The sequence below is a fragment of the Aminobacterium colombiense DSM 12261 genome (assembly GCF_000025885.1).
In the GTDB taxonomy this organism is placed as follows: domain Bacteria; phylum Synergistota; class Synergistia; order Synergistales; family Aminobacteriaceae; genus Aminobacterium; species Aminobacterium colombiense.
Window position 1 is genome coordinate 1,215,573 of record NC_014011.1, and the last position, 20,513, is coordinate 1,236,085.

20 protein-coding genes and 1 pseudogene are annotated in these 20,513 nt (G+C 47.9%); all 21 read right to left on the reverse strand.

Features of this window, described 5'->3' with window-relative positions; all coding sequences use genetic code 11:
- Positions 1 to 65 precede the first annotated feature (65 nt).
- The 21 genes and pseudogenes from AMICO_RS06090 to AMICO_RS06190 all read right to left on the reverse strand — a co-directional run bounded on the left by AMICO_RS06090 (position 66) and on the right by AMICO_RS06190 (position 20,387).
- On the reverse strand, positions 66 to 398 hold the full coding sequence (locus AMICO_RS06090) for a DUF192 domain-containing protein (protein WP_211204270.1): 333 nt from the start codon (positions 396 to 398) through the stop codon (positions 66 to 68).
- Positions 399 to 435: 37 nt separating this feature from the next.
- Positions 436 to 1,326 (reverse strand): type II secretion system F family protein, encoded by an 891-nt coding sequence (locus AMICO_RS06095; RefSeq protein WP_013048582.1) that lies wholly within the window; start codon positions 1,324 to 1,326, stop codon positions 436 to 438.
- Positions 1,327 to 1,338: 12 nt separating this feature from the next.
- Positions 1,339 to 2,268, reverse strand: a complete 930-nt coding sequence (locus tag AMICO_RS06100; protein WP_013048583.1) for a type II secretion system F family protein — start codon at positions 2,266 to 2,268, stop codon at positions 1,339 to 1,341.
- Positions 2,269 to 2,270: 2 nt separating this feature from the next.
- Entirely contained in the window at positions 2,271 to 3,614 is a 1,344-nt protein-coding gene (locus tag AMICO_RS06105) for a TadA family conjugal transfer-associated ATPase (protein ID WP_013048584.1), read from the reverse strand.
- A complete protein-coding gene (locus AMICO_RS06110; RefSeq protein WP_013048585.1) occupies positions 3,614 to 4,729 on the reverse strand; it encodes a CpaE/TadZ family protein in 1,116 nt (371 codons plus the stop codon). The genes AMICO_RS06105 and AMICO_RS06110 overlap by 1 nt, the downstream gene beginning before the upstream one ends.
- Positions 4,726 to 5,880: a type II and III secretion system protein family protein gene (locus tag AMICO_RS06115; protein ID WP_013048586.1), complete on the reverse strand. Its 1,155-nt coding sequence runs from the start codon at positions 5,878 to 5,880 to the stop codon at positions 4,726 to 4,728. The genes AMICO_RS06110 and AMICO_RS06115 overlap by 4 nt, the downstream gene beginning before the upstream one ends.
- Entirely contained in the window at positions 5,880 to 6,746 is an 867-nt protein-coding gene (gene cpaB, locus AMICO_RS06120) for a Flp pilus assembly protein CpaB (protein ID WP_013048587.1), read from the reverse strand. Before cpaB ends, AMICO_RS06115 begins: the two co-directional genes overlap by 1 nt.
- Before the next feature lie 15 nt (positions 6,747 to 6,761).
- Positions 6,762 to 7,751, reverse strand: a complete 990-nt coding sequence (locus AMICO_RS06125; protein ID WP_013048588.1) for a pilus assembly protein TadG-related protein — start codon at positions 7,749 to 7,751, stop codon at positions 6,762 to 6,764.
- Positions 7,752 to 7,756: 5 nt separating this feature from the next.
- The gene (locus AMICO_RS09955; protein WP_013048589.1) at positions 7,757 to 8,161 is read right to left on the reverse strand and encodes a TadE/TadG family type IV pilus assembly protein; all 405 of its coding nucleotides are present in this window, start codon (positions 8,159 to 8,161) and stop codon (positions 7,757 to 7,759) included.
- Positions 8,162 to 8,175: 14 nt separating this feature from the next.
- Positions 8,176 to 8,652, reverse strand: a complete 477-nt coding sequence (locus AMICO_RS06135) for an A24 family peptidase (RefSeq protein ID WP_013048590.1) — start codon at positions 8,650 to 8,652, stop codon at positions 8,176 to 8,178.
- A gap of 85 nt (positions 8,653 to 8,737) precedes the next feature.
- Positions 8,738 to 8,854, reverse strand: a complete 117-nt coding sequence (locus AMICO_RS06140; RefSeq protein WP_244392379.1) for a Flp family type IVb pilin — start codon at positions 8,852 to 8,854, stop codon at positions 8,738 to 8,740.
- Positions 8,855 to 8,899: 45 nt separating this feature from the next.
- Complete coding sequence (locus AMICO_RS06145; protein ID WP_013048592.1) at positions 8,900 to 9,061, reverse strand: Flp family type IVb pilin; 162 nt, start codon at positions 9,059 to 9,061, stop codon at positions 8,900 to 8,902.
- A gap of 217 nt (positions 9,062 to 9,278) precedes the next feature.
- Positions 9,279 to 9,956: a response regulator transcription factor gene (locus AMICO_RS06150; protein WP_013048593.1), complete on the reverse strand. Its 678-nt coding sequence runs from the start codon at positions 9,954 to 9,956 to the stop codon at positions 9,279 to 9,281.
- Positions 9,956 to 11,101, reverse strand: a complete 1,146-nt coding sequence (locus AMICO_RS06155; RefSeq protein WP_013048594.1) for a sensor histidine kinase — start codon at positions 11,099 to 11,101, stop codon at positions 9,956 to 9,958. Before AMICO_RS06155 ends, AMICO_RS06150 begins: the two co-directional genes overlap by 1 nt.
- Positions 11,102 to 11,365: 264 nt before the next feature.
- Positions 11,366 to 12,550, reverse strand: a complete 1,185-nt coding sequence (locus tag AMICO_RS06160) for a thiolase family protein (RefSeq protein WP_013048595.1) — start codon at positions 12,548 to 12,550, stop codon at positions 11,366 to 11,368.
- The gene (locus AMICO_RS06165) at positions 12,547 to 13,248 is read right to left on the reverse strand and encodes a 3-oxoacid CoA-transferase subunit B (protein WP_013048596.1); all 702 of its coding nucleotides are present in this window, start codon (positions 13,246 to 13,248) and stop codon (positions 12,547 to 12,549) included. The genes AMICO_RS06160 and AMICO_RS06165 overlap by 4 nt, the downstream gene beginning before the upstream one ends.
- Entirely contained in the window at positions 13,232 to 13,939 is a 708-nt protein-coding gene (locus tag AMICO_RS06170) for a CoA transferase subunit A (protein ID WP_013048597.1), read from the reverse strand. Before AMICO_RS06170 ends, AMICO_RS06165 begins: the two co-directional genes overlap by 17 nt.
- Before the next feature lie 19 nt (positions 13,940 to 13,958).
- On the reverse strand, positions 13,959 to 15,905 hold the full coding sequence (locus tag AMICO_RS06175; RefSeq protein WP_013048598.1) for a TRAP transporter permease: 1,947 nt from the start codon (positions 15,903 to 15,905) through the stop codon (positions 13,959 to 13,961).
- Positions 15,906 to 16,045: 140 nt separating this feature from the next.
- A pseudogene (locus AMICO_RS06180) lies at positions 16,046 to 17,001 on the reverse strand (TAXI family TRAP transporter solute-binding subunit).
- Between the two features lie 35 nt (positions 17,002 to 17,036).
- Positions 17,037 to 18,560, reverse strand: coding sequence for an aminotransferase family protein (locus tag AMICO_RS06185; RefSeq protein WP_244392386.1), 1,524 nt, complete (start codon positions 18,558 to 18,560; stop codon positions 17,037 to 17,039).
- 132 nt (positions 18,561 to 18,692) lie between these two features.
- Positions 18,693 to 20,387: a hypothetical protein gene (locus tag AMICO_RS06190; protein WP_013048600.1), complete on the reverse strand. Its 1,695-nt coding sequence runs from the start codon at positions 20,385 to 20,387 to the stop codon at positions 18,693 to 18,695.
- Between the last annotated feature and the right edge of the window lie 126 nt (positions 20,388 to 20,513).

A 20,513-nucleotide genomic window follows, 5' to 3' on the forward strand; every position in this document is an offset into this window, starting at 1 on the left:
AAAGAGAATGTGAAGAAATATTATTTGGTGTTAAAAAGGAGGCCAAAAATCAATAAAAACAGCCGTTAATGAAAAGTAAGCCGCGACCCAATAGACACCTTTTCATGAGGAATATGGCCCGTTGGACACTCAACAACCATGCGGGCGCCGCGGCACACAGCCATTCTCCAGGGGGCGAGGTTCCAGCGAATATCTAGAACCCGTCCCATCTCGTCAAGAAAGAACACATCAAGGGAAAACCGCATAAAAAAAGTGTGGATGGAATTACAGGGAACCAAAATTAAGCCATAGCCCTTTTTGGGGGGGCAGAACATAAGCCCCCGAAAACGGCGCCAAAAAGAACCGGCATAAAAAAGAGGGAAGAAAAGAAGATTTTCCTCCTCATCAGTAAGATTCAATAATTGAGCCCTATTCCTTGGGCTTATCATAGCCATCTTATTTTTTAGCAAGGGTCTCCATAATAGACAAAAAGGCCGGCCCTAAAATAACCACAAAAAGAGACGGAAAAATAAAAAGGATCATGGGGAACAATATTTTAATGGGAGCCTTGCGGGCATGCTCCTCCGCCTTGAGCCTTCGCAGCCGTTTAAGGGTTCCGGCCTGGCTTCGAAGCACTTCACTTACGGCCACTCCCAGCTCTTCTGCCTGAATGAGACTTGCTATGAAGTGGCGCACCTCCTCAATTGGCAGCCGCTCCATAATGCCGCGAAAGGCAGCCTGACGGCTCTCTCCCAAACTTATTTCGTGAAGGGCCCGGGCGAAGTTTTCACCCATGGGACCGCGAAGACGGTCTGCCACGCGAGACATGGCCGCGTCAAGGCCAAGACCGGCCTCAACGCTCACCACCATAAGATCCATAACGTCGGGAAGCTGATTACGCGCCTCAACCTGGCGCTGTTTTCCCTTGTTGGTAATCCAGAGGCCCGGAATCATATATCCCAGAGCTCCTAAAATAATAGCCCCTGAGATGCGAAAGGGATCAGGAATAAGAAAAAAAGAAACCATTGCCAAAATAAGGGCAAAAGAAACCTTCAGCCCGGCCAAAACTTCTCCCCGCAACCCTCTGGGGCGGCCGGCCAAAAGGCAGTATCGGTCCATACGGGCAATGGCCTCCTGGGGAAAGAAAAAGCGGCCAATGCGGCTGATCTTTGCCCGCAGAGGGTCTACCACCCGCTCTCTAAAGGAGGCTGTTTCATCGTCCCACTCTTCTGCAAAACGAAGGGCCCTGTCAAAGGAGTCTTCCTTTTCGGGAGAAATAACATTCAATATAAGAAAAACTCCCAGCACTATAACCATCACTATAAAAACAATAACCAAAAGATCCATTCCGCCACCTCCCTAGTATCGAGGTCTCACTATGCGCTGAATGACCAGAATGCCTATAAAGGCAAAAAATATTGCTGTCCCCAGCATTACTTGCCCTTTTTGTGTAGAAAACAAAGGACTTAAGTATCCCGGGCTTAACAAGTTTATAATCACTGCCATGGCCACAGGCAGAAGAGAAACAATAAGGCCTTCTAAACGTCCCTGAGACGTCAAAGCTTTCATTTGAGCTGCCACATCCTGGCGATCCCGCATAACCCTGGCAATGTTTTCCAAAATTTTGGCCAGGTTTCCCCCAATTTCTCTTTGAATCAATATAGAGGTCACGGCCAGCTCGAGGTCTAGGCTTCCTACCCGTTCTACCCACCTATTGAGTACATCTTCGAGGTCAAGCCCCAGAGAAATTTCTGCCACTACCTGCTGCAATGTATCTCCCAGCGGCGCTTCTATCTGAGCCCCGGCATTCTGCAAGGATTGCAAAAAACTAAAACCTGCCCTCAAGCCCGAAGAAACCATATCGAGCATGGGGGGAATCTGGCGCTCAAAGCGCTGCAGACGGCGCTGTTTTCGCACCCTGGTTATAATTACGGGAACAATTATCGCAACCACTATGCCTACAGCCAGGCCGAAGGCGCCGCGAAGAAGAAAAAGCAAAAAAGGCACAACTATAATAAGGCCAAGCCAAGTCAGCAAAGCTTCATGAAACTTTAAAGGGAGGTCGGCTTTGCTCAGCTCTGCCTCAAACTTTTTTTGAAAGTTATCAGGGGCAAAGGGCCTGCCCCCAGTTTTTTTCTCACTCGTCTGCTTCCCCGCTCGGTCTGAAAAAAACCAGGCTTCAGTTCGTGTCATCTGGTCTTTTTCTTCTCCCACCATGACAAAGAAAAGAATCCAGACCATTAAAAATAGAAGCAGCCCTATGATGAGAGCAAACAACATCCCTCCCATGGTCAGATCCCCCTTCTAGACCTCAACATGTCGCTGGGCAAAGCCACGCCAGCCATATCAAACTTATAGCTGCGATGAGGCTGAATACCCGTGGGATCGAGGTTACCCCGTATTCTTCCCGCGTCATCGAACCCCTGATGATTGAACAAAAACAGATCCTGCATCTGGATGGTGTCTCCTTCCATACCTGTAATTTCAGATATGGAAGTAACGCGGCGGGTTCCGTCCTTTAATCGCTCCTGATGAACAATGAGGTCGATACCGGAGGATATTTGTTCTCGTATGGCGCGGACGGGAAGCTCCATCCCAGCCATGAGAACCATGCTCTCAAGACGAGAGAGTACGTCCCGGGGGGAATTGGCGTGGAGCGTGGTCAGAGAACCGTCGTGGCCCGTGTTCATGGCCTGAAGCATATCAAAGGCCTCTTCACCGCGGCACTCACCCACTATAATACGATCGGGCCTCATGCGCAGAGAGTTGCGAACAAGCATGCGAATGGTTATGGCCCCCGTACCCTCTATATTAACGGGACGGGATTCCATACGCACTACGTGATCCTGCTGCATACTCAGCTCTGCCGCGTCTTCAATGGTAACAATACGCTCTCTGTTTGGTATAAAGCTTGAAAGCACATTAAGGGTGGTGGTTTTACCTGAACCTGTTCCCCCTGTAACAATAATGTTATATCGAGCCTCTGTGGCAACCCGCAAAAAGCTCACAGACTCATCAGAAAGAGTGCCTAGGGCAATGAGGTCCTGGGCTGTAAATGGCTCTCGTCTGAACTTTCGCACCGTCAACGTGGGCCCATCAATAGAAACAGGAGGAATCACCGCGTTGACACGGGAACCGTCGGGCAGGCGGGCATCCACCATGGGGGAGGCCTCATCAATGCGCCGCCCCAGAGGTGCCACTATTTTGTCGATAATACGCCGTATGTGATTATCGTTATTAAAAAACACATCGGTAGGCTCGATTTTGCCCCACCGCTCTACAAAAACCTGCTCGCAGCCATTCACCATTATTTCTGTCACTGTGTCGTCATCGAGCAAGGGCTGAATGGGGCCGTACCCGAAGACCTCGTTCAAAAGATCATCGTGAAGGCGGTTGATCTCTAAGGCATTGAGGCCCTTTACCTCTTCGAGCATAGCTTGTATTTCAAGGGTGATCTGCTCTTTAACGAGAGGGGATTTTCCCCAATCGGGCTTCGAGGCAACCTCTTCCATATCTATCTCATCGGCCAGACGGGAGAGAATTCGGCGATGGGTTTCGCGGTAGAGCTCTGACACGCTTCCCCGTCCCCGCCTGTCTCCCCCCGTATTTCCAGCAATCCGTCGTAAGAGGCTCATTAAAGGCTCACCTTCTCCTTACCAACAAGCTCTGAGGCTATCTCTCGTATGACTTTAGAGTAGGGAGACCGGGGCTGGCTTAAAATAAGGGGCTCTCCCTTCAGCCAACCCTTTTCAAGCTTTTCGTCAAAGGGAAGCAAACCCTTTACACCATATTCCCTTTGTATCTTTTCTACAATAGACCGGTCTTCCCGCTCCGCCTTATTAACAATAACCCCCCGCTCTATCCACGATATTCTCAGCTGATCGAGCAAACCTGTCACTAAGTGGAGATTTTTAACGCCGGTGCAGCTGCAATCTGTAACGAGCCAGATCCGCTGGCATCCTTCTGCCAATTCAATGGTTATATCTCCAAAGTTTCGGTGGAGGTCAACAACAATATAATCGAACCGGTCAGAAAGAGACTCTATAAGGCGGTCCCCCATGCCGGATTTTACCAGTTCCGCCTGTACAGGGTTCTTGGCTGTCGGCATAATCATAAGATCCTTTGGGCCAAGGGCCAAATATCTTTCGCCATCAACAGTTCCGCTCAGACATTCGTTAGCCCAGCTGGTCCAGTTCAACTCATAGGGGGTATTGAGCAGAAAAGCCACATCTCCCATATAGAGATCGCCGTCTATCAATGCTGTTCTCTTGCCCATAGAAGCAAGCTGCAAGGCAAGGGATATAGAAAAAGACGACCCTCCCGCCCCGCCGCGGCAGCTTAATACAGCAATACGCTCTGCCTGGCGGGTTCCCCCTTTAGAAAGGGTTTCTGTATTTACGCGCCTAATAGAATCCACCAGTTCGCCGCTGGCGAAGGGCTTTAACAGATAATCTCTGGCACCTGCCTGCATGGCCTTTCGCAAAAAGGCCACGTCTTTTTGTACAGACATCATAATAACCCCTGGCGCGCCGGGCATATGGGCCAGTTTTTCTGCCAAATCCGTACCGTCGCCGTCGGGCAGCTGAAGATCGAGAAGCAAAACAGAAGGCCTGAGGCGAGTGACCGTTTCTATAACACCTTCAAGACAGTCGCTCTCGCCGATGATTTCCATATCCGGCTCTATCTGGATCATGCCCCGAATCACATCTCTTGTAACAGCATCGTCATCTACAACGTAAACCCGAATCATAGGGCCACCACCTCCGGCGTTACCGTGATTACGAGTTCAGTTTCATCGTTGGTGAACTCCCGGCTCTTGAAGAGTTCGCCAATAATGGGAATATCCCCTAATAAGGGTATCTTTTTAACGAGCTTTGACTGCTTATTGTCGAGAAGGCCTCCAACCACAAGGGATTCGTTGTGGCCAAGGCGCACTTTGTTGGCAATTTTTCTTGTTCGTATGGCGGGAATCTTAATGCCCTGGGTTTCAATGGCATTCTCCCAATCTATTTCGCTCACTTCGGCTTCAAAAGTCAGCCAGATCTCGCCGATTCCGTCAAGTTCGGGGGTAAATTTCATAATGACACCATAGGGCTTCCATTCAATCTTGATTTCGTTGTTATCTACACCTACCGGCACGGGAATTTCCCCGCCAACATTAAGGGAAGCCTCTTCGCCACTCAATGTAGTAAGATAGGGCCTGCTTAAGATCTTCGCCTCTTTGTTCTCAACAAGGGCATTGATCCAGGCATTGATTTTGGCAGAATAGTGAGCGCCTTTAGTGTAATCGAGCATATGGCCTGTGTCGGGCGTTAAATCAAAAATCCCCCAGAAAGTACCCTCCTGACCTTCAAGACGTTTCATGCCAAGGGCATCGCCATCCTTCTTCTTCACTTCCATCACCACGGCCCTCAGCTTTATCTGGGGAGCGCTATCCACTTCGAGAAGATTTATAACCTTTTCGCCAAAAGCACCGGCAATGGCCACTGCGCGAAGCCTGTCCCGAGGGGTTTTTACCTTTCCCTCGAGGACTACGGCGCCTCCCCGAACTGTAACATCTATGTTTTCGGCTTGAAGCAGCTCCTTAAGTTCCCAGGAAGGGGCCTCTATGGAAGGGTGGACAAGAATTTTCTCCATATGCATGCCCGCGGCATCCCAGACAATAAGGGCCGCACCCCCTTCTACCTTGCCTGTGAGCAGTACCTGGTTGTTATCAAGGGGAATGGCATCAAGCACGTCTGGATTTCCCACCGACATTCGCTTGACATTCTGGTATTTCAGCACCGCGCTGTCGCCCACATCAAGATGATAGGTAGCCGCCAATACAGGAAGGGCGCCCACCACAACTGTTAAAAACACAACGGCAAAAAACACCCATAGTTTTCTTTTAAGGCAAGCCATCAGCGAGACCTCCCATCAGGAGATACAGTTACTGTGGATACATTTCCAGGTTGTATCATTTCTATTTTCCAACCTTGAGGAACAGCCCTGACGCTTCTTTTCGCAGCCGGTTTTGGAGGGGCAGATTGGGCTGCTGCCTTCTGAGGCTCAGGAGAAACTTCAGGCCCCTTATAGACCACTGCGGGAGTCAAAGTCTCTTCATTGGCAGGACGCAGGGCCAGCCATACGCTTCCCAGGCTCTGGGCCCATGCGGCTACTGCTGCCTCTTCAGGAGAAACTTCTACCACAGCTGACCTGGCGAGCATTTCTTTTTCTTTCGTTCCCTCTTTTTCCTCTTTTCGGGTGAGAACGCCGCCAAGGGCAAGAACTTTCACCCGTGAGAGAAGAAGGCGGGAAGTGGGGCTCACCGCATCTTTTTCACGATAGACATGGAATACATCAACGTAATCCCCCGGACGAAGGAGCCCTCCCGCCGCTATCACTTCATCAATGGGCAAGGCAATGGCCACGCGCCCATCAGGAAGCTGGAAGGCCACTCCCAATTTTTCAGGATCTAAAGAAAGTTTGCCTTTAAGAACAGGGTCTCCTTCAGAAAGGGCCAGCATAGATGCCTTTCCAACCACTTCATCAAGAGACAGAACCTCACCTGTCGGAATGCTGCTTCGTGGCATGCGAACAACTTTCACGTCTTCTGCCGTGATAATAGAAAAAGCATCCTTGGGACGTGCGGCCACTACCACAGAAACAAGCTCTCTTTCAGCCCGGGCTATCTTTAATTTATAGCTGCGTATCTGCTGATATACCAAAAGCCCCGCCATAATTCCCAACAACAGAGAAACGATTAAAAAAATGCCGCGTTTTTTCACGTCCTCACCTCACTCTCATTGTATTAAACTGACAGAATAGCCGCCAAACTCGGTGCTTCCTCCTCCAGAGCTGCCCGGTATAACCCTTTCAACAAACCGCCCCACAACTCTAGAATTTTTTCCCGAGCCTTCTACTCCCTCAAGAAAGAAGCTGGCAAACCCAACCACCTCAACGGTATCCCGCCCGTGGACTTCCCAATTATCAACAATGGGAACAAGGATTAGACGAGGGCTCGCATAAAGGTCGTCTAGGTGGGAGGCATACCAATCCCACGAAATGTGACCCGACTGGTCAAGGATATACTCTATGCCTTCTTTAATGATCTCAAGGGCAACAACATAATCGATGCCATCTTCTGTAGGGCCGGACATATTACCCGGTTCTGTCGTAATCGTATCTCCAATGGATATAACGCCATCATATCCATATTTAATTTTTTCACGGTAATTGTTCGCCCCCTTCCCCCCAAGGGCCAATGCGTGGAAATTGCCGTTGGAGGTTTCATCGTGGGGGCCTATCTTTAAAAGATATTGGTCTCCAAACACAAAATCCTGGCTCTGAATACCAAAGGGTCGAAGCCCTTTTGCTGACCCCGCGCCAGAAAGCCGTGCCGCCGCCTCTGCCAAAACGGTACTCTCGTTAACCCCTAAGATGCGGGCAAAGGTCATGGCTATAGTTTCTTGCCCTTCAACATGGCATGTATCTGCATCGGGAAAATCCACGGCGTAGGCGCCCTCGCTTTTATTGTCGCTGGCAACAGAGCCGGCAACTTGTGCGGCGCTGGCTTCCCGAAGAGCCTGGCTTGCTGATTTGTTTCCAAGCTCCCAGGCCCCCGCAAGGCTTCCCGCATCCACTGCTGTCTGAAGGCGCCAGCGAGCCACAACAAGACGGCCATAATCAAGAGAAAGGGCACCCGCCCCAAGCAAAACCACCATGGAGGCCGCAACCCAGACCAGAACGGCTCCCCTGCTTCGCTTTAATTCTTTTCTATTCTCTCTTCTCATAGCTATCACTCCACCCTGAAAGACGCCGAAGCGTGGGCCTGCCAGTTAGAAGTCAACCCTTCTACAAAGGCCCCCAAGGGCGTCAAAAAAGCTACAGGAGCCTGCACCGTTACCACAGACTCTTTATAAGACCCTTTATCGGTCTCTGTAACATTCACAGAAACCTCTGCACTGGTCCACCGTACGGCCAGAATCTCTTCTACTCTGGATGTTACATCTGCTGCTGAACCGCCCACAGAGGCCATGCGGGCCCCTTCTCGGGCTCCTTGGTTCAGCGTAAGATACTGCTGCATTATCAACCCAAAATCTATTATCCCCATTACAAGAACAAGCAAAAGAGGCAGCACCAGCGCAAACTCAACAATAGCCTGCCCTCGGCTTCTTTTTTTCAAAACCTCTAACATCCTCATCCCATCACCCCCGCTCACAGCAGGAGATATATTGCGTACCCAATTGCTATTGCCAGAGCATAGGGCACTTTTTCTTTACGTCGTTCACGCCCTGACATCCAAATGCTTTTAAAAAACCTGCGTGGCCCCCCGGCGAGGGCCACCCAAAAATCTTGGAAATCCACGCGTTTTAAGGTTAGGGCAATTACCACTATCCCGCCTGCTACCGAAGAGTACAAAACCACATAGAGCGCTCCCGGCCATGCAGCCATCGCACCCGCGGCGGCCAGAAGCTTTACGTCGCCTGCGCCCATGCCTCCCAGCAGGTATGGAATTAAAAACCATCCCAGACCTATCCCGGCCCCGAATAGAGACATAGAGACAGCGCCATAAAAACTATGAAAGAGAATCGCCGCCAGCAGCAAACCATAAGTGAGCCAGTTCGGTACCTTCTTATATTTCAGATCGTAAAAGCCTGCCCAGCAAAGAACTGCCAGCGTCACCCATTCCATAGAATCACTCCAGTTTTAGAAAGAAAGGGCAGGATTCCCTGCCCTTTCTTTAAAGCACGTCGCTAAAATATTCTCCTTACGGTCACTAGGGCAAAACACTGTTAGCGTTAGTGAAAAGCTGGAGAACTTTTGGGCCAATGAGAGAAAGCACTACTACAGCTGCAACAGATATTAAAGCTAGAATAACACCATACTCCGCCAATCCTTGGCCACCCTCATCCGTAAAAAAAAACAACACTACCGCCTATCAGAGTTTCCCTTCGACTTCAGTGAAAATCCCTGCGACCTTTGGACCTAAGGTTAGAAGCGCCGCAATTACAACAACCGCAATTAATGCTAAAAGGAGCCCATACTCCACCATTCCCTGGCCTTCCTCATCTGTTACAAGGTTACGAAGTCTTTTCAACATTTATATTACCTCCCTTATTTATTTCTGCTATATTTTTTCTACTGTACTGGGATTATAATACACGTTTCATTTTAGATTTAACGGTAACTTAAGAATCATAGAGAAAAAGTGAAACTCATTAAAAAAGGGGGATTTTCCATACACTACATTGGGAAATTTTCCCGATTTTAACATAATTAAGCCTCTATTGAAATAAAACATGCCTGTCTGTTTCAATTCAATTGCTTACTGCCTCTTCATCTTCTGTTGGGGGGTGTTCTGTCAATCCCCACTTCCAGGCCAGTGCGATGGCCTGGCTCTTTTCCTGCACATCCAGTTTCTTCAATATCTGGCACATATGGTTCTGTACTGTCTTGTTTGAAAGAATCATACGCCGCCCTACCTCTCGTGAAGAAAGGCCATGGGATACCCAATAGAGAACTTCTTTTTCCTTAATTGTAAGTGTTTCAATCTTTGATTTAAATTCAGCATGGGGAGAAAAGGATTTAAGGAGCTTTGAGGCTATCAGGGGATCAACGTACCGCTCTCCGCTAGCTACCGTACGCAAGGCGTAAAGAAGCTCTGCCAAACCTGAAGATTTTAATACATACCCTTCTATCCCAGCCCTCGATACACGAGTTATCTGATTTTCAGCATCAAGGGCCGTTATAACAACAAAGGCACTTTTACATCCTTCTTTTCGAAGAGTGGTTACCACCTCGATGCCATCGGCTCTGGGCATGCGTATATCAAGCATTACCACGTGGGGAGCGGTTTTTTTCACCACATCTATGGCCTCAAGACCATCCCGCGCCTCACCAACAACCTCTATGTCGTCTTCCATGTCAAGAATTTTCCGGATGCTCTCCCGAAAAAGACTGTGGTCATCGGCTAAGACAACTGTAATTTTTTTCATTACCTATCATCCTCCGGAATAGGAACACTCATTAAAATGACAGTGCCGTTGCCAGGAGAGCTATCGATAGTAAGCTTTCCTCCAAAAAGACGGAGTCGTTCTTCCATATTTGTCAGGCCGTAAGAGCCTCGTTCCTGGGCAATCGTTTTCGCCTTAGCCACATCAAAGCCCTTACCGTTATCAGCGATACGGGCGCTAAACCCATCAGACTTGGCACTGAGGCTTATATCTACTTTTTTGGCGGCGCCTCTTTGTATGGCGTTATCCAGGGCCTGATGAATAACTCTGAAAAGATTGCTTCGCAATATCATGGAGAGGCCTGTAATGTTGCCATCTGTTTGAAAAGATATATCCACGCCATATCGGTCACAAGCCTGCTTTGCATATCGTTCAAGAGCTACATCCAACCCTTCTTCAAGACCCTGTGGGTGTATCTGAAAAAGAAGGGTTCTAATATCAAAAATTGCCTCTTGCATTTGTGTTTTAACCTTACCAAGCTCTATCTGGGCTTCTTTTATTTTTCTAGCTTCTAAATATCGCTCTGCAAGCTCACAAAGCATTATGGCCCCAGAAAGCTTTTGGGCAGACCCATCGTGAAGATTGCGGGCTAAAAATCGGCTGTCAAGCTCTGCCAGGCTAAAAGCGGCAGAGAGGAGTTTTATGTTTTTTTCAGTGTCGCTGTCTGACATGGCTTTAATTCCCTGATCCTGTAAAAACTCAAGGATAAGACGAAACTTGTTTGCCATATCTTCACTTCTGCTGAGGAACTCTTTTACACCATTTTCTTCTTTTAGAAGAAAGCTTCGCTGAAGTTTCAGGTTCTGCTCGCGCTCTTGGTGAGTTGAAAGTTTTTTTCGCAACGTGTCTGCTTTTTCGTAAGCCGCGAGTTCTGCTGCGGAATCCTCTTCTTCCATGGCTTCAACAAGCTCTTGCTGGGCAGCTTTGAAGGCTGAATCAATTTTTGTTGAAGATAGTTGAAGATAATCAATGTCTTTTTGATTGGAGTCAAGTTTTTCACGCACTTCTTTAAGTTTCAGCAACTCCTGTTGACGAATCACTGAAACATTCGACAGGTTTAACGCCACATATTTACAGACTTTATCGTAGATGCTTTTTAACTTTGCATGGAATGAATCTTCACTCATAAAGGCTCCTCCACCCATGTAACGGGAAAATTTATCTTATTTTAATAAAAATGCATTCTATATGCAAGGGAAATCATACATTTTCTAGTTCTTTTTACCCAGCATACAAGGGGGTTTAATCTTTAATAATCGGGATAATTAATCATATAAAATTTATTATATCAAGAATTTTTAGCTATGACAAAGGCTCCCATCATAGCAGATAATGGGAGCCTTGCGCGAGAAATCACCTATTTATTAAATAGATGGGTTTAATTTTATTTTTTAATTTAAACGTTGCACCACTATAGCGGCAGCCTGCCCTCCTCCAATACACGCGCTTGCGATTCCGAACTCTTTGTCGGTATTTTTAAGGGCATAGAGAAGGGTTGTCAAAATTCGGGCCCCCGATGCCCCTATAGGATGGCCGAGCGCAATAGCTCCGCCGTGTATGTTCAGTTTTTGCATGTCGAGGGGCATGACCCGATGACAGGCGATGATCTGGGCCGCAAAGGCTTCATTAATTTCGATAAGGTCCATATCGTTTATGGTCATTTTTGCCATTTCCAGAGCTAAAGGCATGGCAAGGGTGGGAGCGATGCCGAAACGGTCCGCGTCAAGGGCAGCGCTGGCATACCCTAAGATTCGCGCCATAGGCGCGTGACCTTCGTTTTTCGCCCACTCTTCGTTTGCCACAACTACTGCGCTTCCCGCATCGCATAAAGCGGAACTGCTTCCGGCCGTGATCGTTCCCCCTTGTTTAAAAATGGCAGGGAGACGCCCAAGGGCTTCTATGGTGGTATCTTTTCTGGGTATTTCTTCGCTATCGATGGCAATTTCGCCTTTTTTTCGATCTCGAATGATAAGGGGGACGGTTTCTTCGGCAAAGAGTTTTTTTTCCATTGCTTCCACTGCTTTCATATGACTTGATAGAGCATATTCATCTTGTTCCTGCCTTGTAATGTTATATTCCTCAACAAGGCGCTCTGTCAGCGTTCCCATTAAATCTCCCGCCACAGGGCAAATAAATCCGTCCTGATGGAGTACATCCAGCACCTTTTTTTCTCCCATTCGATGGCCCCATCGGGCTTCGGGGAGGAGGTAAGGCGTATTAGAGGCACTTTCCATGCCTCCAGCCACTCCGGCCTTAATGTCGCCAAGCCTTGCCCGGTCGGACATAAGCATAATGGTTCGCAAACTTGATCCGCAACGTTTATTCACTGTGAAGGCCGGTATGTTTTGAGGCAGGTTTGCCTTAACCATGGCAATACGGGCGGGGTTTGCTCCCACTCCGGCTTGCCAGCCATTCCCCATAATGACCTCTCCAATATCATCTGTAGCTATACCAGAACGCTTAACAGCTTCTGCAATGGCTTTTCCGCCCAGATCCGTTGCTTCAAAAGGTTTAAGGGAGCCGCCATATTTTCCGCCTGGAGTGCGGCAAGCGCTCAGAATAACAGCTTTTGTCATTTGGATGCCTCCTCGCACACTTCTTCTTCGGTTCCTTTCATCAAGCAAAGATCGCTGCTTACCTCTAACTCCATTCCCGTGTTGGCCAGCAATTCCTCGAGGTTTACACCAGGGGCTATTTCTGTTAAAACCATCCGTCCACTTTGTTTTCGAACAACACAGTATTCTGTAACTATGGTAGAAACAACCCCGGCGCCAGTAAGGGGAAGAGAGCATTTCTTGACGAGCTTGGGCCGGCCTTTTTTATCAGTGTGGGTTGTAGCAACGTAGACAGCTCTGGCACCAGTGACAAGGTCCATGGCGCCTCCCATTCCGGGAACCAGCTTGCCAGGAATCCACCAGTTTGCCAGATTCCCCTCCTGATCCACCTCCAGAGCGCCGAGTACCGTAGCATCCAGATGGCCTCCGCGAATGAGGCCAAAGCTGACTTCACTCGCCACAATAGAAGAACCGTCGATAAGGCTGAGGCCCCGTCCGCCTGCGCCAATGAAGCGCAGATCAGGCTCTTCTGGAGAGGGGCCTGCTCCAACTACACCGTTTTCAGTCTGCATGATGACCCGTACATTGTCAGGAATATAATCTGAAACGAGTGTTGGAATACCTATGCCCAGATTGACAACCGCGCCGTTATCGAAATCAAGGGCTATCCGCTTGGCAATTCGTTCCCGTACAATCTTTTCATCAAGTTCTGGAAGCATAGTATCCATCTCCTTTCAGCACAAGGATATCTATGAGGATTCCAGGAGTAACTACGTCATTGGGATCTATTTCACCCTCACGCACAATGGAATCAACTTCTGCTATAACAATGTCCGCGGCCGTAGCCATAGCCGGGTTGAAGTTCCTGTTCGTTCCAAAATAGGTCAAATTCCCCCATCTGTCTGCCTTGTAAGCACGAATAAAAGCTATGTCGGCACGCAGCGGAAGCTCAAGAATATATTTTTTCCCCTCCACTTCTATTGTTTGCTTGCCTTCTTCATAACATGTGCCGACACCCGTCGGCGTCAGAATGCCTCCCAGGCCAAACCCACCAGCACGAATGCGCTCTACAAAACTTCCCTGAGGGACAAGCTCAAGTTCCATTTTGTCTTCGTTGAAAAGGCGCTGGGTTTCCCTGTTGAGCCCAATGTGAGAAGCGGTTACTTTACGCACCTGGCCATTAACTACAAGTTTGCCGTGTCCCACTCCTTGGGGAAATTTATCGTTGGCATATAAGGTATCGTTGGCTATGAGATGCAAGTCCCGCACATCAGCAGCAACCAGGGCATCAACCAGAGTGTAAGGCACACCACCATAGTTGAATCCGCCGACCATCAAAGAGGCGCCTGGCTTGACAAAACGAACTGCTTCTTCTGCCGACATAACAGGTTTAATGGTTTTTTTGGGCATTTGCCGAACCTCCCTTTCATTATTGTTCCGGATTTTCTTCGAGCACGGGAGAGACAACTTGTGCTGCTCTTCGTTTCTGTATAACAAACATAAGCGCTATAATTCCCACGGCTAAACAATTCGATATAAGAGAAGGATGGATCAGCAGCAATGGAACCGAAAGAAGAGCCGCCCGCCCCCAGAGGGCAAGATGGGTAACAAAAAACCCCTGAACGCCTGCCGCCAATCCAATGATTCCCAAAAAGGCCGTAGCGCAGCCCAAAACAATTTTGATTAAACTGCCCTGAAAGAGAAGATAGCTGTTATACACAAACATATAGGGAACTATAAAACCTGCGACAGCAACGACAAGGGCCGTAAATCCAGTTTTAATGGCATTGGAACGGGCAATACCCGCCGCGGCATAAGTGGCAAGGGCGACAGGGGGTGTCACGTCTGCCAGTACTCCAAAGTATAGGCAGAATAGGTGGGCAGACATCATGGGAACGCCCATTTGAGCCAATGCCGGCGCTGCCAGAGTCGATGTAATAATGTACTGGGCAGTGGTAGGCACACCCATGCCAAGGATAATTGAGCCGATCATGGTTAAGACAAGGGCCAGAGGAAGTATCCCATGGGATAGGCTCATGACAAATGATGAAAATGCTAGACCTACACCGGTGATCCCGATAACGCCAATGACTATTCCTGAACAGGCACAGGCTGCCGCAACATCAACAGCTCCGATGGCCCCATCAATAAGTGAGTTGAGAACTCGTTTGGGAGTCATACGGTATTTTTCATCTCCTAACCATGATGCTCCGACAAGACAGACGATAGACCAGAAAACTGCTTTTACCGCGGAATACCCAGTGGCAAGAAAAAGGACAAGGGTAATGATAGGAATTAGCAGATGCCAGCCTTCCCGCAATACAGGCCCTATTTTGGGAACTTCTTCATCGGTCATGGCCCTGATTCCTCTTTTGCCGGCTCTGAAGTGAACCATAGCCCATATGGAAAAAAAGTATAGTGCCGCAGGAATAGCCGCGGCTATAACAATATCCCAATAGGAAATGCCTAAGAACTGGGCCATAATAAAGGCCGCCGCTCCCATAACGGGAGGCATAACTTGTCCTCCAGTAGAGGCTGCCGCAACTATGGCGCCTGCAAACTCAGACCGATATCCGGCCGTCTTCATGAGAGGTATGGTAAAAGCACCAGTCGTAACGGTGTTAGCTACAGAACTGCCGGAAACGGTTCCCATAAGAGCACTGGCAACAACTGCCGCCTTGGCAGGGCCGCCACGGCTTTTTCCTGTTAGGGCGATGGAGAGGTCAATAAAAAATTGCCCCGCCCCGGAAACGCTAAGAACCGCTCCAAACAAAACAAAAAGGAATATAAAGGAGGCAGATACCCCCAGGGGAACACCAAATATTCCGTCAGTGCGCAAATACTGAAAAGGAGCTATTTCATCAAGGGCAAATCCGCCATGGGACAGGATGCCTGGAAAATAGGGACCAAGAAAAGCATATGCCAGCGCAATCGTAGCCATGATAGGCAAGGGCAGCCCCATAGCTCTTCTTGTTCCTTCAAGAACAAGCAAGATCATAATAGTGCCCCAATATATATCTGAGGTTATTGGTGCTCCCTCCCTCATGGTAATGACTTCCCAGTTAAGAATAATATTGAGACATCCTGCTATAAGCAGCCCGGCGAAAACCCAGTCCCACCAATCAATGCGATTCTTAGGCCTGTTTTTACTCACTGGATATAGAAGGAACATAAGCCCTCCCATAAAGAGCCAGTGGATGCTTCGCTGGTACATTGCTGAACGCAACCCAAAAACAGCCGTATAGAGGTGAAAAACAGATGCCGACAAGGCCAGAGCAGCTACAATCCAATACTGCCAGCCATGGAGTTCTCTTTTCTTCGCATCCACATCTACTGGCTGAACATCCTGCGACGTTGATGTTGAAGAATTCGTCATTGAGTTTCCCTCCCCAATTTCGTCTCATTGATGCGGGAGAGGTTAACCTCTCCCGCTCAAAAGAGACTTATTTCACCGTTACTGGCCCTGTAGATGTTAACGCCCGGCCAGGAGGTTAACCTCTCCCGCTCAAAAGAGACTTATTTCACCTCTATGCCTTTTTCCTTGAAGAATTTCACCGATCCTGTTGTAAAGGGTATTATTCCCACACTGGCCTCTTCGGGTACAAAGTGAGCAGCCTGCTGTGTAATATCCATAAATGCCTTATTATTCTCTATAATTGTTTTTACAAGGTTGTACCCAAGCTCTTCTGGCATATCCTCGTGAACCACAAGGAAGTTGCCATCAGCAACTGTGAGAATATCTTCTTTAATATCAGGATAGGTGCCTTTAGTTATGATATAGGGGAAGAGGAAAGGATTCTTTTCCACAACTTTATCTACCACTTCCTTAGGAAGGGGAATCATTACAATATCACGAACTGCTGCTACTTCAAGAACGGCCGCCGAACCGGGAGCCGCAAAGTTCCAGAAGACTGCGTCAACGTTTCCGTCCTTCAGCGCCATAACTCCTTCCGGCTGGGTCAGCTGCTGTTTATGAATGTCTTTATCTGGGTCTATGCCTGCCGCGTTCAAAATAATATGGCTCAATATCTGATCACCGCCGCCTGGAGCTCCCAGAGAAACTTTTTTCCCCTTTATGTCTTCAAAGGACTTAATACCGGTTTTAGTCGTGGTCACAAGATGCTGGGGGGCAGGATACATATGCATAAGAATGCGAAGAGGAAGTTTGCCATCCTGCTCAAAAGCTTCTACGCCCGTATGGCCTGATACAAAGTGGAGCCCATAGACATGCCTATTTGGGCCTTTCCTGAAGCTACAAGGCGGCAGTTCTCTTTAGAAGCTGCCGTTGAACGAGAGGTCGCCTTGACACCAATATCGGCCTTTGACAAAATTTCTGCCATGGCCCCGCCCAGAGGGTAGTATGTTCCTCCCACTCCGCCTGACCCAATAGTGACAAAGGTGACAGCCGCAGCTGCCGAGCCAAATGCCACGAGAGCCAGAACCGCTACCAAGACCAACCATTTTTTCTTCATATAAGGACCCTCCTTTTACTTGGTTCACTCCACTCTTATTTCCCAGACAGCAATTTATCGCTTGCTGACCTCAGCCCTCTTTCTAGACGCATAAAGATTTCGTCGATCTCACTCTCTGTAACAGTAAGAGGAGGAGCCACCAGGAACTGGTCTCCCTCTATTCCATCGATTTGTCCCCGGCCGGGGTAAATCACAAGCCCTTCCTTGAAACATTCGCCTGTAACTACGCCAGCCGCATTTACAGAAGTGGAAAAAGCTTCTTTGGTACTCTGGTTCGCCACGATTTCAATTCCTCTCATAAGACCCATTCCGCGAACTTCACCAACGATGGGTATTTGATACAGTGTCTCTAGTTTTTTGTAGAACCGCTCTCCCTGTAAAGCTGCATTTTCAACAAGTTTTTCCCGTTTGATCAAACGGAGGGTTGCAGTTACAGCTGCGGCAGTTACCGGGTTCGCGTTGTAGGTATGACCATGCTGAAAAGCTCCGCTGCCTTTTTTTAGAGATTCAACAATTTCATCTTTTGCTATAAGGGCGCCTACCGGGGAGTACCCTCCAGATAAGGCCTTTGCGGAACAAATCATGTCTGGCGTCACATTCCAATGGTTCAGGCAGAAATTTTTACCAGTGCGGCCTATACCCGTCATAATTTCATCGGCAATAAGCAGCACATCGTATCTGGAACAAATATCCCTAACGATGGGCCAATATTCTTTTGGCGGGTGCAAGGCGCCAACGGTGGAGCCAACAATGGGTTCAGCCACAAAAGCTGCCACATATTGTTGCCCTATTCTTCTTATTTCATGTTCCAGGGCATGGGCACACCTAAGATCACAGGAAGGGTAAGAAAGACCATAGGGGCATCGGTAGCAATAATGGGATGCTATTTTGGGATGATCCTGATAGAGCGGAAAGAACGTTCTTCGCCGAGCCATGCTGCCTGCTAATCCCATAGTTCCAATAGTACTCCCATGATAGGAGTTCCAACGGGCTATCATGACATACTTAGAAGAGCCCTCTCCATCCCGCTCCACAAAATATTGTCTGGCCAGCTTCAAAGCAGATTCAATGGCTTCGCTTCCGCCGCTGACGAGCCAGACATAGTTGAGCCCGTCAGGGGTAATAGACGCTACTTCTTTTGACGCTTCCATGGTCGCATCGTTATACCATCGGGAAGGGTGGGCAAACTCAAGAGTTGTAAGCTGTTTGTATATAGCGTCAGCTATCTCTTTATTGCCATGCCCCACGCTCGAAAGCAACGCCCCGCAGCAGCCATCGATATAGGCTTTACCTTCTTCATCGAAGAGGTACATCCCTTCACCTCGAACTGCCTTTCTGAGGGCCGTTTTGTAGCTACGAGGAATCATAGGCCCATATTCCGGCACACAAACCATCCCCTCTCTGTTTTTTAAATTACTCTCGCAGGATCTCTGTTGTAGTCCGGCCGGAACCCACAGAGAAAAAGCCTTATGGTTACAATTGACATTCGATGAGGCAGAAGGAAGGGAGCATAATGGATAACGGATAATGGATAAAAAAGAAGTGCGAACTACTTTCATGTTATTGTTATGAAGTTTTGCCTTCGTCAATAATAGAGTCTTCTTTATAGTTTGTCAATTTGCAATAGATTAAAAATACAAAAAGGACCGCCTATTGGGGCGGTCCTTTAATTATTCCATCTAATTGTGGAGCTATTTATTGTCTTTACTCTCAGCAAGAATTCCTTTCGCCGTAAAGATATACCGTTCATCCATAAAAGCAACTTCTTTTAGCCGGTAATTTCCCAAAACCTCTGAATAAAAGGGAACCGCTGCTTCTATTAAAGTCTTAGCCGCCCTCCCTATATCTTTCTTTTCCAGTTCGTATATGAGGGTCATATCAATAAGGGGGTGTTTTATATTCACCGTTATTCCCTTTTCCGGTTTCCTCGCTATGGTATGGCCTGTTTCGGGAAACTTAATAGCGACTCTTTTCTTTTTAGTGCTGATAACAAGGGCGGGGTCGTCGATGGACTCGAAGTGGTAGGATCGGTCTATGTTCTCATTGAAAAGTCTCACATCAAAAGGAGCATCCTCTACCAGCCATTTGTTCGGTATAGTGAGAAGGTAGGTAGGGCTTACCAACTCTGTGGCTGCTGCCTCATTCACTGCTGAAAGCCGTATTTCCGATATTTCCTCCTTGAACCTGTTGAGATAGGTTACATTTCGGCATCGTCCGATGAGATATAATTTATCGCTGTTTGATACGCGGGTATCAGAGAGCATTTTTTTCATGGTCTCCTCAAATTGCAGCTGATCGCCTGTATCCAGCAAAATTTCGGCAAGCAACCGGCTGTTAAGTGATACCTCGTACCCGTTATCAATGTTGCGCTGCAAGTTTCTGCGGGCTTCATCGACCATTCCCAGTTTCGTGTAGGCTAAACCGACAAAAAGAAAATTCTGCCAGTCCGAGTTATTCGATTGACGAATAATCTCTTCAAGGTCCGCTCTTATACTTTGACTGTCTGTTTCTTTTTGTAAACGAACGCGCTCCATGAGAACGCTGGCCCATAAGATATCTCTTCTGAATATGGGACGCTGGGTCTGTAAAAACCTGTTAAGACAGTCAAGGACAAATACTTCATCTTCCTCTCTCGTTAGAGAATAGTAATACCAGAAGGGAGGAAAGTATTCAAAGGCAGGGTTATCCTGCAAAAGCCGCTCAAGTTTTCGATGCTGCATCTCTGCCGGATTCGACTTTACATTTTCAACAAATTCATTGATCTGTTTTTCAGTTAAGCGATATTGGTCATCGATATTGTACTTTTTAATAATAGACCACGAAGCTGTGAGCATGTCTTTGCGTATGGAGTTAATGACATTGAGTTTTTCATCGTCAAGGGCCTCGATTATTTCTTCGCTTTCATCCATATACTCCTCTATCCGCCTCTGATAGTTTACATACATGGACCCCATGGAAGAAACAGCGCTTACAGCGGCTGAAACCACACTCTGAGGAGATACATTCACTCCTGATAGAAAATTATAAAGGGTTCGCTCAAGCCTTTTTTGGTAGCTTTTTTCGATACGTTCCCGTTTTCGCTCAGATATAATCTCATCTTTTAGGGTATCCATAAGCTTTGCCATAAGCTTTACAATCTCTTCGTCAGTAATGGCGTTGAGGTTCAGGTTGTTGATGATGTTGTCGTACTCAAAAGATAGAACGACACGATCGTTGAAAGAAACAATTTTACTCAGCGAGTAGGTGCAATAGTTCAAGGCCTGTAAAACTTCCAGGGGGTCGTAGGATTTTTCATCTTTAAGTGTTACAGCCCCTTCCGCACAAGGCCCGATGAAAAAAGAAGCAGCACAGATAAACATGACGAGAAGAGATATGAACCGTTTCATTGTTCTGTTTTAAACCTCCGATACTTTTGATGGTACTCCATATTACAGCAAAGCTCCCCGAAAAGGCTAGTAAAATCTTCCCGGGGAGCTTTACGCTGTTATCCCTATCTCTGTTAGAGAATAGCC

What these genes read in the sequence shown, in the direction of transcription:
- AMICO_RS06165 (WP_013048596.1), bottom strand. Translation starts at nt 13,248, where the DNA reads ATGCTTCCAGAACTTGATGAAAAGATTGTACGGGAACGAATTGCCAAG.
- AMICO_RS06100 (WP_013048583.1), bottom strand. Translation starts at nt 2,268, where the DNA reads ATGGGAGGGATGTTGTTTGCTCTCATCATAGGGCTGCTTCTATTTTTA.
- AMICO_RS06150 (WP_013048593.1), bottom strand. Translation starts at nt 9,956, where the DNA reads ATGAAAAAAATTACAGTTGTCTTAGCCGATGACCACAGTCTTTTTCGG.
- AMICO_RS06095 (WP_013048582.1), bottom strand. Translation starts at nt 1,326, where the DNA reads ATGGATCTTTTGGTTATTGTTTTTATAGTGATGGTTATAGTGCTGGGA.
- AMICO_RS06125 (WP_013048588.1), bottom strand. Translation starts at nt 7,751, where the DNA reads ATGAGAAGAGAGAATAGAAAAGAATTAAAGCGAAGCAGGGGAGCCGTT.
- AMICO_RS06175 (WP_013048598.1), bottom strand. Translation starts at nt 15,905, where the DNA reads ATGACGAATTCTTCAACATCAACGTCGCAGGATGTTCAGCCAGTAGAT.
- AMICO_RS06105 (WP_013048584.1), bottom strand. Translation starts at nt 3,614, where the DNA reads ATGAGCCTCTTACGACGGATTGCTGGAAATACGGGGGGAGACAGGCGG.
- AMICO_RS06110 (WP_013048585.1), bottom strand. Translation starts at nt 4,729, where the DNA reads ATGATTCGGGTTTACGTTGTAGATGACGATGCTGTTACAAGAGATGTG.
- AMICO_RS06115 (WP_013048586.1), bottom strand. Translation starts at nt 5,880, where the DNA reads ATGGCTTGCCTTAAAAGAAAACTATGGGTGTTTTTTGCCGTTGTGTTT.
- AMICO_RS06190 (WP_013048600.1), bottom strand. Translation starts at nt 20,387, where the DNA reads ATGAAACGGTTCATATCTCTTCTCGTCATGTTTATCTGTGCTGCTTCT.
- AMICO_RS06160 (WP_013048595.1), bottom strand. Translation starts at nt 12,550, where the DNA reads ATGACAAAAGCTGTTATTCTGAGCGCTTGCCGCACTCCAGGCGGAAAA.
- AMICO_RS09955 (WP_013048589.1), bottom strand. Translation starts at nt 8,161, where the DNA reads ATGAGGATGTTAGAGGTTTTGAAAAAAAGAAGCCGAGGGCAGGCTATT.
- AMICO_RS06155 (WP_013048594.1), bottom strand. Translation starts at nt 11,101, where the DNA reads ATGAGTGAAGATTCATTCCATGCAAAGTTAAAAAGCATCTACGATAAA.
- AMICO_RS06170 (WP_013048597.1), bottom strand. Translation starts at nt 13,939, where the DNA reads ATGCCCAAAAAAACCATTAAACCTGTTATGTCGGCAGAAGAAGCAGTT.
- AMICO_RS06135 (WP_013048590.1), bottom strand. Translation starts at nt 8,652, where the DNA reads ATGGAATGGGTGACGCTGGCAGTTCTTTGCTGGGCAGGCTTTTACGAT.
- AMICO_RS06185 (WP_244392386.1), bottom strand. Translation starts at nt 18,560, where the DNA reads ATGAAAGTAGTTCGCACTTCTTTTTTATCCATTATCCGTTATCCATTA.
- AMICO_RS06145 (WP_013048592.1), bottom strand. Translation starts at nt 9,061, where the DNA reads ATGTTGAAAAGACTTCGTAACCTTGTAACAGATGAGGAAGGCCAGGGA.